The sequence below is a fragment of the Providencia sp. PROV048 genome (assembly GCF_033688165.1).
Taxonomy (GTDB): domain Bacteria; phylum Pseudomonadota; class Gammaproteobacteria; order Enterobacterales; family Enterobacteriaceae; genus Providencia; species Providencia hangzhouensis.
The window spans coordinates 1048644-1063237 of the sequence record NZ_CP096360.1; the positions used below are offsets into that span (position 1 = coordinate 1048644).

11 protein-coding genes and 1 pseudogene are annotated in these 14594 nt (G+C 42.0%); 10 read left to right on the plus strand and 2 right to left on the minus strand.

The genetic code is table 11. The features are described 5' to 3' along the window. The first annotated feature begins 83 nt into the window (after window positions 1-83). Both nlpD and rpoS read left to right on the plus strand, forming a co-directional pair. Window positions 84-1154 carry a murein hydrolase activator NlpD gene (nlpD, locus tag M1F26_RS04510; RefSeq protein WP_094960916.1) on the plus strand — a complete coding sequence of 357 codons (1071 nt, stop codon included), beginning with the start codon at window positions 84-86 and terminating at the stop codon, window positions 1152-1154. Window positions 1155-1208: 54 nt separating this feature from the next. After that, a pseudogene (gene rpoS, locus M1F26_RS04515) lies at window positions 1209-2195 on the plus strand (RNA polymerase sigma factor RpoS). A 79-nt stretch (window positions 2196-2274) separates the two neighbouring features. Here the strand turns inward: rpoS and miaE are convergent. Next, the gene (gene miaE / locus M1F26_RS04520; RefSeq protein ID WP_140172969.1) at window positions 2275-3039 is read right to left on the minus strand and encodes a tRNA isopentenyl-2-thiomethyl-A-37 hydroxylase MiaE; all 765 of its coding nucleotides are present in this window, start codon (window positions 3037-3039) and stop codon (window positions 2275-2277) included. 1 nt (window position 3040) lies between these two features. Beyond that, window positions 3041-5608, minus strand: a complete 2568-nt coding sequence (mutS, locus tag M1F26_RS04525; RefSeq protein WP_200129274.1) for a DNA mismatch repair protein MutS — start codon at window positions 5606-5608, stop codon at window positions 3041-3043. A gap of 230 nt (window positions 5609-5838) precedes the next feature. Between mutS and M1F26_RS04530 the strand changes: the two genes are divergently transcribed. The 8 genes from M1F26_RS04530 (at window position 5839) to M1F26_RS04560 (ending at window position 14486) form a co-directional block, all read left to right on the plus strand. Beyond that, window positions 5839-7125: a tyrosine-type recombinase/integrase gene (locus M1F26_RS04530; RefSeq protein WP_200129273.1), complete on the plus strand. Its 1287-nt coding sequence runs from the start codon at window positions 5839-5841 to the stop codon at window positions 7123-7125. Between the two features lie 946 nt (window positions 7126-8071). Beyond that, a complete protein-coding gene (locus M1F26_RS04535; RefSeq protein ID WP_112307573.1) occupies window positions 8072-8590 on the plus strand; it encodes an Hcp family type VI secretion system effector in 519 nt (172 codons plus the stop codon). A 73-nt stretch (window positions 8591-8663) separates the two neighbouring features. Further along, window positions 8664-8939: a PAAR domain-containing protein gene (locus tag M1F26_RS04540; protein WP_200129272.1), complete on the plus strand. Its 276-nt coding sequence runs from the start codon at window positions 8664-8666 to the stop codon at window positions 8937-8939. A gap of 33 nt (window positions 8940-8972) precedes the next feature. Beyond that, the gene (locus tag M1F26_RS04545) at window positions 8973-10946 is read left to right on the plus strand and encodes a type VI secretion system Vgr family protein (RefSeq protein WP_200129271.1); all 1974 of its coding nucleotides are present in this window, start codon (window positions 8973-8975) and stop codon (window positions 10944-10946) included. Next, window positions 10946-11806 (plus strand): DUF4123 domain-containing protein, encoded by an 861-nt coding sequence (locus tag M1F26_RS04550; RefSeq protein ID WP_200129270.1) that lies wholly within the window; start codon window positions 10946-10948, stop codon window positions 11804-11806. Before M1F26_RS04545 ends, M1F26_RS04550 begins: the two co-directional genes overlap by 1 nt. Next, window positions 11790-12902 carry a lipase family protein gene (locus M1F26_RS19990; RefSeq protein WP_233618400.1) on the plus strand — a complete coding sequence of 371 codons (1113 nt, stop codon included), beginning with the start codon at window positions 11790-11792 and terminating at the stop codon, window positions 12900-12902. Before M1F26_RS04550 ends, M1F26_RS19990 begins: the two co-directional genes overlap by 17 nt. Beyond that, the gene (locus M1F26_RS04555; protein ID WP_233618399.1) at window positions 12884-13717 is read left to right on the plus strand and encodes a hypothetical protein; all 834 of its coding nucleotides are present in this window, start codon (window positions 12884-12886) and stop codon (window positions 13715-13717) included. The genes M1F26_RS19990 and M1F26_RS04555 overlap by 19 nt, the downstream gene beginning before the upstream one ends. Continuing rightward, entirely contained in the window at window positions 13707-14486 is a 780-nt protein-coding gene (locus tag M1F26_RS04560) for a hypothetical protein (RefSeq protein WP_200129269.1), read from the plus strand. The genes M1F26_RS04555 and M1F26_RS04560 overlap by 11 nt, the downstream gene beginning before the upstream one ends. Window positions 14487-14594: the final 108 nt, after the last annotated feature.

Sequence of the window (14594 nt, forward strand, 5' to 3'; positions counted from 1 at the left end):
ATAAGTGAAATATTTTATGATAACTCTATTGCTGACATTGTTTTGAATTGTCGCGTCAGATTTTTCTTCACGGGAGAAGAAGCATGAAAATTGTTAGCCCTATAAGCAGAATTCGATGGGCCGTCATCTTTTCATTTAGCGGAGCGCTATTGGCAGGTTGTTCTACACCGTATCATACAGCGGCACCTATTTCGAGTGTGAATGATAGCCAGTCTAGCCAACAGACGGTGCAAAGGACGACACCGGCCTCGTCACCAAATACGGGTATGAGCACGGCAATGCCGTCGTCTCGTCCAAATTTATCAAGTAATACTAACACTCAGCCTGTCAGCCGTAGTTCAGCGCCGGTAACAACTAATGGTGAAGGGCGCATTGTATACAACCGTGACTATGGCAGTATTCCAAAAGGTAGTTATAGCGGTAATAGTTATACGGTGCAGCGTGGTGACACATTATTCTATATTGCATACTTAACCGGTAATGATTTCCGTGAGTTAGCATCGAGAAACAATATTCCAGAACCTTACAGCCTAAATGTAGGGCAGGTTATTAATATTGGTAACACAAATGTGAACTCGAACACTCAATTAGCGGCAAATTCATCAAATAGTCATCAGCAAGCGGTTGATCTTCGAACAACTAATGAGTATCCTGCAAACAGTGGTGGTCAAACTTCAGGTAAGATGTTGCCTAATAATAAGAAACCTGCAACGCAAGTTTCAACGACAACAACAACCTCGACAGCAACCGCTTCTACCGCAGTCAGCAGTACGAATAATTCGTCAATAAAATGGCGTTGGCCAGCTGAAGGGAAAATGATTGAAGGTTTCTCTGATGCTCAAGGCGGGAACAAAGGGGTAGATATAGCCGGTTCTCGTGGTCAAGCTGTGCTTGCTGCTGCGCCAGGAAAAGTCGTTTACGCAGGTAATGCTTTGCGTGGATACGGAAATCTAATAATTATAAAACATAACGATGACTACCTAAGTGCTTATGCTCACAATGATACATTGCTTGTGCGTGATCAGCAGGACGTCACTGCAGGTCAAAAAATAGCGACTATGGGTAGTACTGGAACCAGTTCAGTTAGATTACACTTTGAAATTCGTTACAAGGGAAAATCAGTAAACCCGTTGCGCTATTTGCCGCAACGATAAACTGGGCAGAGTGCTTTGACATTCTGTCCGCATTATCTAGGGTAGGAGTCACTGATGAGCCAAAGTTCGCTGAAAGTTAACGAGTTATATAATGACCTCGATGAAAGTAATTTAAATGACACTTTTGACGAGAGTCAGTTTAAAGAAGAGGATCTGGTTACTGAGCTAGATGACGAAATGGATTTACTCCAGAACACAAATCAGCGTGTTCTGGATGTCACTCAAATTTATCTTAGTGAAATTGGGTTCTCACCACTCCTTACAGCAGAAGAAGAAGTTTTCTATGCAAGACGTGCATTGCGTGGTGATATTGCATCACGACAGCGTATGATAGAAAGCAACCTTCGTCTCGTTGTAAAAATATCACGTCGTTATAATAATCGAGGCCTTGCATTACTCGATTTGATTGAAGAAGGGAACCTTGGGTTGATTCGCGCAGTTGAAAAGTTTGATCCTGAAAAAGGGTTTCGCTTCTCAACGTATGCAACGTGGTGGATCCGTCAAACGATCGAACGTGCTATCATGAACCAAACTCGAACTATTCGCCTTCCTATTCATATCGTTAAAGAACTCAATATTTACCTTCGTACTGCACGTGAATTAGCCCAAAAGTTGGACCATGAGCCAAGCCCTGAAGAGATCGCTGAGCAGCTAGATAAACCTGTTGAAGATGTCAGTAGGATGTTACGTTTAAATGAACGTATCACATCTGTTGATACACCAATTGCAGGGGACTCAGAGAAATCTTTGCTTGAGGTATTGTCTGATGATAATGATTCAGGTCCAGAAAATACAATTCAAGATAATGACTTAAAAGATAATATTGTTAAGTGGTTATATGAATTGAACCCAAAACAGAGGGAGGTTTTGGCATGACGTTTTGGGCTTTTAGGCTATGAAGCTGAAACTCTGGAAGAAGTTGGCCGTGAAATTGGGTTAACAAGAGAACGTGTTCGCCAGATCCAAGTTGAAGGTTTAAAGCGATTAAAGGATATTTTACATGGTGAGGAGTTGACCCTAGAGTCGCTATTTAATATGTAAGGTGTTAATTAGATAGCTAAAGGCCCCTATAAGCTAAGGTTTAAAGGGGCCTTTTATTTATAAGTAATAAAGAATGAACTTAGTTAATGGGGAGTCCACTATGAAATTTAAAATCATCATCAGGTGTCGAAATTAATTCTGCTTCAATAGTACCAAAATAATTAACTCGCTCAGTAATATCTTGTTTGCTAATTAATTGCGCTAAGTGTAAATAATCTTGATAGTGGCGAGCTTCTGAGCGTAATAACGAAATATAAAAATTTGCCAGCTGTTCATCAAGAAATGGGGCTAGTTTAGCAAAGCGCTCACAAGAACGTGCTTCGATATAAGCACCAATAATTAGTTTATCAACTAAGGTTTTTGGATCGTGAGGGTCGATATGACTTAACAGCCCTTTTGCATAACGGCCTGCAGTGATGCCATCGTATGGAATATTACGTTCATGCATAATCTCTAAAACTTGGTAAAAATGATGAAGTTCTTCTTTGATCAGCAAGACCATTTTATCAATTAAATCTTGGCTATAAGGTGATTGTTTTTTCGCCAATATTTGTTTAGAAACCTGATTTTTGTTTCTTAATGTATGGATGTCACCAACCCTATCATAAGCAAATGATTCATAAGGTTTAAACCATTCAAGTAGCACTGCAGCACTGTCTTTATCGACAGCATACTTGCGAATTAAAAACATCGCACTTTGTGCGGCCTTTAACTCGCATAATAAATGGTCTTTTAAGATAATGGGCAAGTTTTCAGGCAAACTCGCTTTTTTTACCCACAAATCAGGCGTTTCACATTGTAGAAACTGGCGAATTGGCGCAAGTAACTGTGAGTATTCATCCATGCTACTTATCCATATCCTTTAACCGATAAATCCAATCTAGAGCTTGGCGGGGGGTGAGCTTATCTGGGTCAATCCCTTCCAATGCGCTGAGTACGGGTGAGGGTTCAGCATCTTCTGTGGTTAAAAAACTAAGCTGGGCGCTATCTACATGACTCGCATTGGCATTGTTTGAGATAACTTCGAGTTCTTTAAGCTTTTGTTTTGCCCGTTTAATCACATCTTTTGGTACACCCGCAAGAGAAGCGACAGCAAGGCCATAGCTTTTGCTGGCGGCGCCATCTTGAACATTATGCATAAAGGCAATGGTATCACCGTGCTCAATAGCATCTAGGTGAATATTGACCGCGCCTTCGAGTTTTTCAGGTAGTGTTGTTAATTCAAAATAATGCGTTGCAAATAACGTCATTGCCTTGATTTTATTAACTAAGTTTTCGGCGCAAGCCCAAGCAAGGGAAAGGCCATCATAGGTTGACGTTCCGCGACCAATTTCATCCATTAGTACTAAGCTATGTTCTGTTGCATTATGAAGAATATTCGCGGTTTCTGTCATTTCGACCATGAAGGTTGAACGGCCAGATGCAAGGTCGTCAGAGGCACCGACGCGGGTAAAAATACGGTCGATTGGGCCTATCACCGCTTTGCTTGCAGGGACAAAACTACCGATATACGCTAACAGGGTAATCAATGCTGTTTGGCGCATATAGGTACTTTTACCGCCCATATTTGGACCTGTTATGATCAATAAACGACGTTGTGGCGATAGTGATAACGGATTGGAGATAAACGGCTCACTGAGTACTTGTTCAACCACAGGATGGCGACCTTCAGTAATTTGGATACCTGGTTTTTCAGTGAGTTGTGGACAAGCATAACCTAGAGTTTGTGCCCTTTCAGCTAGGTTGGCTAGGACATCTAACTCAGCGAGAGCTTCGGCACTGGTTTGCAGCGCAGCAAGATGAGGTAATAGCATGTCAAATAACTCATCATACAGTGCTTTTTCAATGGCTAACGCTTTTCCTTTTGATGTCAATACTTTATCTTCATACTCTTTGAGTTCAGGAATGATATAGCGTTCCGCATTTTTTAACGTTTGGCGACGGACGTAATGGATAGGTGTTAAATGGCTTTGGCCTCGGCTTACTTGAATATAGTAGCCATGAACAGCGTTATAACCAACTTTTAGGGTATCGATCCCCAATTTTTCTCTTTCGCGTATTTCGAGCCTATCGAGGTAGTCAGTTGCCCCATCAGCAAGGGCGCGCCATTCATCGAGTTCACTGTTATAACCCGGGGCAATAACTCCGCCATCACGTACCAATACAGGTGGCGCATCAATAATGGCTTTTTCAAGTAAGTCTTGTAACTCATCAAATTGGCCAATACGATTTTGAAGATCTTGTAAATACGAACAACTTGATTGGCTCAGTATTTGATGAATATCTTGGTATTGCTGGAATGCGTAACGCATACGGGTTAAGTCACGTGGACGAGCGGAACGCAGTGCTAAGCGTGCTAATACCCGTTCTAAATCGCCGATCTGACGCAAAAATGGTTGTAATTCAAAGCCGCATTCTTGCAATGCACTGATAGCTTGTTGGCGGTTATTTAATACTTGAATATTACGCAATGGGGTATGTAGCCAACGTTTTAGCATACGGCTGCCCATTGGGGTTACGCACATATCCAAAATGGCGGCAAGTGTGTTTTCTGTACCACCTGCGAGGTTTTGTGTGATTTCTAAATTGCGACGAGTTGCTGCATCCAAAATGACATTATCATTTTGTTTTTCCATCACAATACTGCGAATATGGGGCAGTGAAGTACGTTGTGTGTCTTTTACATATTGTAATAAGCAGCCCGCGGCTCTGAGCGCTTTATGGGCATCTTCAACCCCAAAACCGATTAAATCTTTCGTACCAAACTGTAAACCGAGCTGTTGTTTTGCAGTATCAAGCTCATATTCCCATAATGGGCGGCGACGTAAGCCTTTATTGTGTTCAATTAATGCCATACTGGCGAAGTCTTCAGGGTATAGAAGTTCGGCAGGGCGAGTGCGTTGAAGCTCAGCTTGTAATGCTTCTTCGTCGGCAATTTCACTAATAATAAAACGACCAGAAGTGATATCTAATGTGGCAAACCCGAAGCCTTGTTGGTCTTGCCATACCGCAGCTAATAGGTTGTCTTGCCTTTCATTTAATAGCGCTTCATCGGTGATAGTACCCGGCGTGACAATACGTACTACTTGGCGCTCAACCGGCCCTTTACTGGTCGCAGGGTCGCCAATTTGTTCACAAATGGCGACGGATTCACCCATTTGTACTAATTTGGCTAAGTAGCCCTCGGCAGCATGGTGGGGAACGCCGGCCATAGGGATCGGCTGCCCCGCAGATTGTCCCCGTTTGGTGAGGGAAATATCCAACAATTGAGACGCTTTTTTAGCATCATCAAAAAACAGTTCGTAGAAGTCACCCATGCGATAAAACAGCAGTATGTCTGAATGTTGTGCTTTTAGTTTTAGATACTGCTGCATCATTGGTGTGTGTGATTCGAAATTTTGGCTGTCAGTCATAGGGTTATCTATATTAACTTATTGAATTAACTTGATTCTATGTTTTTTCATTGTCTCATAAGATCTCATTATATCTTATAAAATATCACAGAATTCCATATATAAGTGTAGGTTAAAGTGTAGGTTGCTGGTGATGATATGGTATAATGGGCATAACAAAACTGACAACCTACACTTTTCACTAAAAATCTTTAATTATCTTATAGTCAGCGCTAAACAAGGTAACACTTATGAGCCAAAAGCAGCCAGCAAAACCCTTATCAACGAAAGCCATTGAGGCAATGAAACCTGCCAGTAAAGATAGGTCTGATACAGGTGAAAATACAGGTTTACGTATATTTTGTGGAGCAACCGGCATTAAGACATTTTATTACCGTTATAGTAGCCCAGTTACACATAAACTTGTACAGCTAAAGATCGGTAATTTTCCTCAAACTTCATTAAGTGAAGCAAGAGTTAAGTTACAAGAATTGAAACAGTTACGTCAATTAGGTCGATGCCCTGTCACTGAGCTAAAAGAAGAAAAGCAATATAAAAAACAGGAACAACTCCAGCCGCAAAAAACGCAGTTAACAGTAAAAGAACTTGTTGAACTTTACTTAGTTGAACGGATTGAAGATCGTAAAGGCAAAGACGGTAAAATTATTTCTGGCTCAAGGAAGAAGAAAGGGCAAAAGGAAGTTCGTCGCATGCTTGAAGCCGATGTTGTTCGTGTTTTAGGTGAACTCATGGCTCATGAAGTGACTCGAAAAGATGTGATAGAACTTGTGCGTGAAATTCATGGGCGAGGCGCTAAGGTTCAAGCAGGCAATGTATTGCGTGAACTGTCAGCTGCCTATGAGTTTGCAATTGGTCTAGACTATTTTGATGATAATTTCGCTAATCCTGCATTATTGGCGAAAGCGAGCTTACAGCAAGCAAATTTTAAACTAACCAGTAATAAAGGTACTCGCTATTTAGACGATAATGAACTCAAGAAATTTTTAGCGTGGTTGCCTAGTTCTGCTTATACCAATGTTGTGAAAAATGTTTTCCGTCTGACGCTTTGGACGGGTTGCCGAACAGGTGAAGTTTGCGCAATGGCTTGGGATGATGTGGATCTTGAAAAAGGCACTGTTCATTTAAGAGAAACTAAGACAGGAATTGAACGACACGTGCAATTACCTGATCAAGCAGTCACCTATTTGAAATCAATGCGCATGAATTCCGATAAGTATCTTTTTCCCTCTCAAGTTACAAAGTTGCCGATTCAACAAAAATACCTAACAGAATGCGCATGGCGTTTACGCAAAGAAGGTAAGATGTTGGATATCACCGATTGGTCACCTCATGATTTACGCCGTACAGTACGCACTGGGTTGGCTAAGCTCGGTTGCCCTAATGAAGTGGCTGAGGCGATACTTGGTCATATACGTGGCGGCATTGAAGGAACGTATAATTTATACGGTTATGAGAATGAATGTAAGGTGTGGTTGCAAAAATGGGCGGATCATATGGGTTGTTTGGCAACACATTAAACCATGATTTATTTTTTATCGCTTTGATTTTTAATGGTTTTATTTTTGGTTTTTAATTTTATACTCATCGGTGTACTCATTTAGAGCAAGGTAGCGGCTAAAAGTAGTGCTATAAGATTATTGGAATAAAATTAAACTAGTATAAAAGTACTTATATTAGGCATTATTTCTCTTGCCGGATATTATTTGGTTAGGTAAGTCAGTGTCGATTGAATTACAGCAGGTAAGGCACCGGCAACGATTATAACATTAGCAACCTCATTTAATATAGAAGAAACTCTTTCTCCAAATTTACTTTGTGAACCAGAGGTGATTTCCTCACGATACTCAAGTAAAAAATGACTTTTCGTTCGGTACTGATTTTGTATTATTGATCAAATATTCCTCATTTTCCCAATCTATTTTTTGAATGATATAGTGAGTTTTAGGTAGCTAGAAACTGCTTAATTTACATATTTATCTATTATTTTTGTTTAGGTGGTGTTAAGTGCTTAAATATTTTAATTTCCAATATAAAAAATTAGTTTGTGTTGCTTTAATAATCCATTGTATTGAGATTTTTCGTCCCATATTTGATTAATGAGTTTATAAATCAATAGATTAAAATCTATTTTTAGGTTTGAAATAATTAGTTACATAGTTTATTTCTATGTACATTAGAACTTACTGGGCTTACCGTACTTCAGGTTGTTTTTTGCTCGATAATTATTCTGTTTTTATTTCGTCTAAGTGTTTTAATCAGAGTTATATATCGATATTTCAACCAGTTTACGCTAAGTCACTTATCCTAGAGAGATGCAAACCAGCCATCAGGTTTACAGTCCATTCATAAGCTTTTATTATCCTTAACTCAAATCTTACCGTGCGCACTGGCTGAGATGACGGAAATTAACGGGTAATTATGTCGACCTAACCCAACTTGTCATTCTTGATAAAGGATACCGCTATGCCAACTCCATGTTATATTTCTATTGAAGGAAAAACCCAAGGCAACATCACTGCCGGTGCATTTACTGCGGATTCTGTCGGTAACATCTATGTGCAAGGCCATGAAGACCAAATGTTAGTCCAACAATTCTCTCACGTCGTGACTGTACCGACAGACCCACAATCCGGCCAACCTTCAGGTCAACGCGCACACAAACCCTTCCGTTTCACGGTAGCTTTAAACAAGGCCGTACCACTGCTATATAATGCCTTAGCGTCGGGCGAAATGCTGCCGAAAGTGGAACTGAAATGGTACCGCACATCAGTGGAAGGGAAGCAAGAGCATTTCTTTACGACTACCCTGACCGATGCGACTATCGTCAATATCGATTGCCAAATGCCGCACTGCCAAGACCCGGCAAAAGCGGATTTCACGCAACTTATCGAAGTGTCTCTGTCTTACCGTAAAATCGATTGGGAACACACGGTTGCAGGCACATCGGGTGCCGATGACTGGCGCGCACCGCTCGAAGCGTAATTGACAATAGCATGTTCCAATGCGTGAGCGATGATTTTTATGTGGCTCACGCATTTTACGCGGGAGAGGTTGCATGGCAAGAACTACCGTGCAAGGAAAAAAAGTCGGGTTACATCAAGACAAAACGACCACAGGGGCAACCTGCTTAGCCAGTATCTCAACGGTTACCAATGATGGCACTCGTGTATTACGGGTCGGTGATAAAGCCACACGTTGCCCACACTGTAAAAAAGAGGGGACGTTGGTAACGGGAGAGGAAAGCATGATATTGCACGGACGTCGTGTTGCCGTTGAAGGTTCGATTGTGCAATGTGGCTGTCCCTACGGGGCAAACCGCTTGGTGTGTTGAGTTTTTTTGTTGAATTTATAAAGGTATTTTGGGATGGATGGATTGGTTTTTACCTGTCAATTTAAAGGTGTACCACCCGATACGTTTGCGGTGACTGAGTTTCAACTAACAGAGCACTTGTCAGAGTTGTTCACCTTATCGCTCACTGCCGTCAGTGCGCTTCCTTCCATTCCGTTTGATGACATGTTGGGGTTTGCTTGTTCATTAACTGTGACGCGCAATGGTAAACCAGTACGCACTGTACGCGGGTTACTCGCCAGCGCAGAGCAACAAAATACGGACGGTAATCGAACGTGGTATCATTTTATTATTTATCCTGAAATTTGGGTCATGTCATTAGGGCAAAATAGTCGCATTTTTCGTCGGATGACCGTGCCCGATTTACTTCAACAGCTGTTGTCAGAATCGCACATTAAAGCAAGTTGCAAGTTTTACGCAAAAAAGCCTTACCCGCAACGCGATTACATCACGCAGAAACGCGAATCCAACTACCAATTTTTTTGTCGTTTAGCTGCTGAAGAAGGCATTAGCTTTTGGTTTGAGGATGCGGGACAAGAGCCACGGCTGTTTTACAGCGATTCTCATTTAGGGATGACTGCGGGAATTGATTTGGTGTATAACCCCCAATACGATACCGATACCCAAGACCATACTGCGTATCACTGGCGCTATCGCGAGTCGTTGCTATCGGGTAAAACCCTCTATAAGGATTACAATCCTGAGCGCCCCTCTTACCCATTAGAACATGAAATAAAAGGGGATATCCATGGTCAGCACCCCTTTTACGAAAGTTATGGACGTTTTCAAACCCAAGAGGATGCAGACCGCTTTACGGCGCTTCGCCATGAAGGGAGTCAGCAATACCGTTGTGTTGGCAGTGCGACCACTAACTGCTTTGCTTTGATGCCGGGTAAAATTTTCTCGTTGTCATCCCACCCTAGCCTTGATATGAACCGCCATTGGCAAGTGGTGTCGGTTTCTCATCACGGAGTCCAACCTTTAGTGGATAACAGTGGTGGTGAAGGTACGACTTTATCCAATCAACTGACTTTTATTCCGAGTGAGCTAGATTGGCGCCCGCCGTTTATTCATAAACCCACTGCGGATGGGGATGAATTGGCGACGGTCGTTGGGCCGGATGGGGAAGAAATTTACACGAACAAAGACGGGGCTGTGAAAATCTATTTTCACTGGGACCGATATCGTGAACCTGATTTAAGCAGCTCTTGCTGGGTACGTGTCGCACAAGGTTGGAATGGGGATGGGTATGGATTTATGGCGATACCCAGAATCGGTCAGGAAGTGCTTGTCAGCTATCTGAATGGGGATATTGATAGGCCGATTATCACGGGATGTACTTATAATGGGCGCAATGCATCGCCGTTAAATCTCCCTGATGAGATGACCCGCACTACGTTTAAAACGAAAACCCACAAAGGGGATGGTTTTAACGAATTACGTTTTGAAGACAGAGCCGGCCAAGAGGAAATTTATTTCCATGCCCAGCGCGACATGAATGTGCACATTGAACACGATACGCATTGGCATGTTCAGCATGACGCTAAACATCGTATTGATAATGACCGTTTTACAGAAATTGCGGGCAATGAGCACTTAGTCCTTAAAGGCAGCCAAAAAGAAAATATTACAGGCAATGCCTCTTTGCATATCGAAGGTGACCAGCAGACACAAGTTGACGGGAAAACGGTGCATGAAAGCAGTCAACAAACCCATTTAGTCAGCGGCGGGAAAATCGTTCTGGAAGCGAATACGGAAATCACATTGAAAGTGGGTGGCAGTTTTATTCGTATTACCCCTGGCACGATATTTACTTCTAGCGATATGGTGGTCGGTGGTGGCAGTGCAGGCAGTGGCGCCCCAGTTGCTTTGGAATTGCCAGAAGGCGTCGCGCCGTTTGAACAGCCACCGTACCCCGTCAAAAAATACTGTGCCATGGCCGCACAGCAAGCGGGGGGATTAACCGTGAAGCCGAGTGAGGATGAGTAATGCCACAGACTCTGATACAACAGCAGATGCTCACACAAACATCAATTTCGACCCCATGCTCAACCTGGTTATCCTGGTTAACGGCTACCCCACAAAATGATGTGTATTTTTTGATTAATACCCTATCTAACCCCAATCCGATTAAACGGTTCTATGCCCATGATTGGATTGAGGAAGCCTTCCCGATTTACCACGGAACGGCATTAGCACATTTGGCTGAGGTGAGTCCTTGGCTCGTGAAAGTCAAACGGTCACAATTATTTCACCTCGGTAAAATGTTAGACCGTGAGCCGTTCAGCGACCCCAGTTGGGGGTGGGCATACCAAAGTCAATTGGATTGGCGTACCCAAATCACCCACTGGCAAAAATACCAGTTTGCTTGGATGGGGGAGGAGAAAATCATTTTTCGCTTCTTTGATGCCCGCATTGCGCGTACGTTGTTACCTAAATTAGGCCGAGGCGACTGGGCATTACTGATGATGCCCGTTGAGGACTGCTTTATTGAAGAGCATGAAACGAAGGTGATTTATTCACGCCCTCCATATGCAGAGCCGTTCATTAGCCCTGCTGATTATATTCTCAGTGAAGCGTTGATTAAGGTCTGGCGAAATTCAGAACAAGCCTATCTGAATGTGATTGATAATTTTTATATCCAATTTTGGGAGAACCATCCGACCTTAGCTGACCCGTTAGATGAGCCCGAAGGACGGCTAACAGGGCTTATTCGTGACTGGATGGACGAGTGTCAACAAAAGCGCTTAGACACCGCTTATCTCTTTGATGATTTATTTTTGCGTTACCTTGATGAAAAAGGCTATTTACCCGACATGACAAGGAGTGCCAATGCCGTATCAGTATAATGACCCCTATTGTGCAGATTGTTCTAAGCGCAAGGCATGGATAGAATGTGTGCTGGTTGATGAACAGAATCAGCCCTTGGCAGGTTTGTCTTACACCTTAAAAGTTCGTAATGGGGTTATTAGAAAAGGTGTTACTGATGCACAAGGGTATTTGAGGCAAGAAGACTTACCTCGTACGGTGGCAACATTGACTATTGAGTCTCAAAAACTCACCGATGAAATGGAAAAACGCCCACTGAGAACCCTTCGAGGGGAGGCTCACTCGACCGTCAAACCGGATGCACTATTACAAGGCTATTCCTATCGGTATGCGGTTATCGGGGAATTATGCGATAAAGCCCCCGATATAAACCAATGGCAACAAGCTCGTTTTGGGCTGCCGTATTATCATTTTCCCAAAGAAGACGAATTTAATGGGTTGAAATTCATGGGAGAAGATTTTAATCAGCGTCATATGATAGAAGTCTGTCCATTTAGAGCATGGTCGCTAATTCTCAATCACTCCCCAAACTATGATATGGTCAATGCTTATAATTTAGGGTTAATGTCATTACTTGTGTATAAAGATGAGATAATGGTTGACCCCGATGAAATCGAAGATATGCGCGAATTTATCAATACACCGAACACCACCACGTCTTTTTTCTATCAACAGTGCTTTGATTTATCGACCTCACCTATCATGACGGACGGTTACGATTACCCGGCTATTGTGACGGATGTACCTTTTAAAGAACGTTATCGCCCTGCAATTTACTTAGATCTTCAACAAGTGGAAAATGCGCCAAAATTTGAGCATGACACCCAAATGTTTTATGTGGAAAACGACACGCAAATTATTGCCGCCTGGCGAGGTACTGCCAGTGTAAGAGACGCGCTTACGGATGCAACGTATCGTCCTATCCCTTGTCCGAAAAGTATTCTTTCAGTCGAAAATGCCAAAGTGCATAAAGGTTTTTTAGAAGCTTACCAGTGTGTTGAGGAGTATTTTCAAACTAAGATTAATGATGCTAAAAACAAATCTGCATATAAAAAATTATTCATCACAGGGCACAGCTTAGGGGGGCACTCGCGTTATTGCACGCCAGCGAATTAAGAAACAATAATCCGCTCTTATACACCTATGGTAGCCCGCGTGTTTTTACGGGCAGTGGCGTTAACGCTTTAACATCCGTCACTCATTTTAGGCACGTTAATGACGCAGATACTGTCACCAGCGTTCCCTTTGATACCAACATGGATAATTGGCTCTTTGATATGTACGGCCCATTAGGGACCGTCTTTGGGTTTACTTGGACATTGGCAACCTTACCAACCATCCCATTACAAAAGACACTCCCTAATATGGGGGAAGTTTATTTCCACCACGGAAATACCGTCAGCTTCTTTGACGCGAGGCAAATAGGTGAAGAGCAACAATATACCCACACAGGGGCGAAGGTTGGTAAAAAACGCTGGCGCATGAACGGTCACTATAAATTTTATGTCGTTCCGGACATTGCCAAGAAATTAAACCATCAGCTAGAAAAAAAACAAAAAAACTATACGGATGAAATCAAAGTCGATCCGTCTCTTATCGATGATATTTTCCCGAAAGGGAACAACCCGACATTAGACACGATTATGACCATGGCAACCGACCACTCGATGGCTAGTAAGTACCAAGTCATTATGAATAATCGATTACTGAGTGTGTTAGAGCCCACGAAAACGCCTAAGCTAACCGTTTCAAAACAGCGATTTGAAACGCTGATCCACCATAAAGATGCCTATCCATTGAACGCAAAACGAAACACCACGTTTATGGCAATCGAGGATACCCTGAAACAAGATACCAAGCAAAGTATAGGAAAAAATGAAGTATTGAAACAGGCGCTTGAACGCTATAAGGATGAAACTCATGAAATTTAAAGCGAATAGAACCGTATTGACTACGCTGTTTGGCCTGTTTTTTTTACATGGCTGTGCAGCCAATAATAGTACGTTTTCACCCCCATTAGACGGAGAAAATATTCATTTTACAGCTACTGTGCCTAACGAATTAGAGGCCTTACCCATTTTAGCTACCTATCGTTCTGAGGTTTGCCGTAAAGAACGTCGAAACTCAAGCATGGAAACGTATACTATCCCAGGATTTCATAGAGCCAGCTATCCATTGACAATCGCGCAACCAAACCAAGTAGAAACGACCATTCCTGAATCAGGTGGCGGTCAATGCGATTGGAAACTCAGTAATATTAAATTTGAAATAAAACTCAAGGAGCCATCAAAAATCGATCCATTGATATCAGATAGTTTAGGCACAGAAATCACCTTTGTGTTGGATAATAACTCCCCCGCTACATTTGATGGTGGTTATGAAAAAAAATCTGGGGATTTTAATGAAACATTAACATTATTCCCTTTAATTACAGAAGATTTTATTGGTGGTCACGAGAAGTCATTCTGGCTAATCGCAAAATACGAAACCATGACCTATAAAGTAAAAAACACAAAGAATATCAATGTTCATATTGATTACAAATCAGCCATAAAAACTTACAGTATTGGACCAAAAAAGAAAAATAAAGATTCAATGGCCACTTTTATTTATCCTAATGGGGAACAAGAGGTAACCAGAGAACGCTTTCCCCAATATAAAAAGCTACTTGAAATATCAGAATCAATGATCCAAAAATAAAAACACTAACTTATACACATTATATGGATGTAATATTTTTATATGAAATGTAAAACACTCCCCATTATTACCTCTTTGTTTTCTTTGTTGTTTATGTCTGAAGCACTT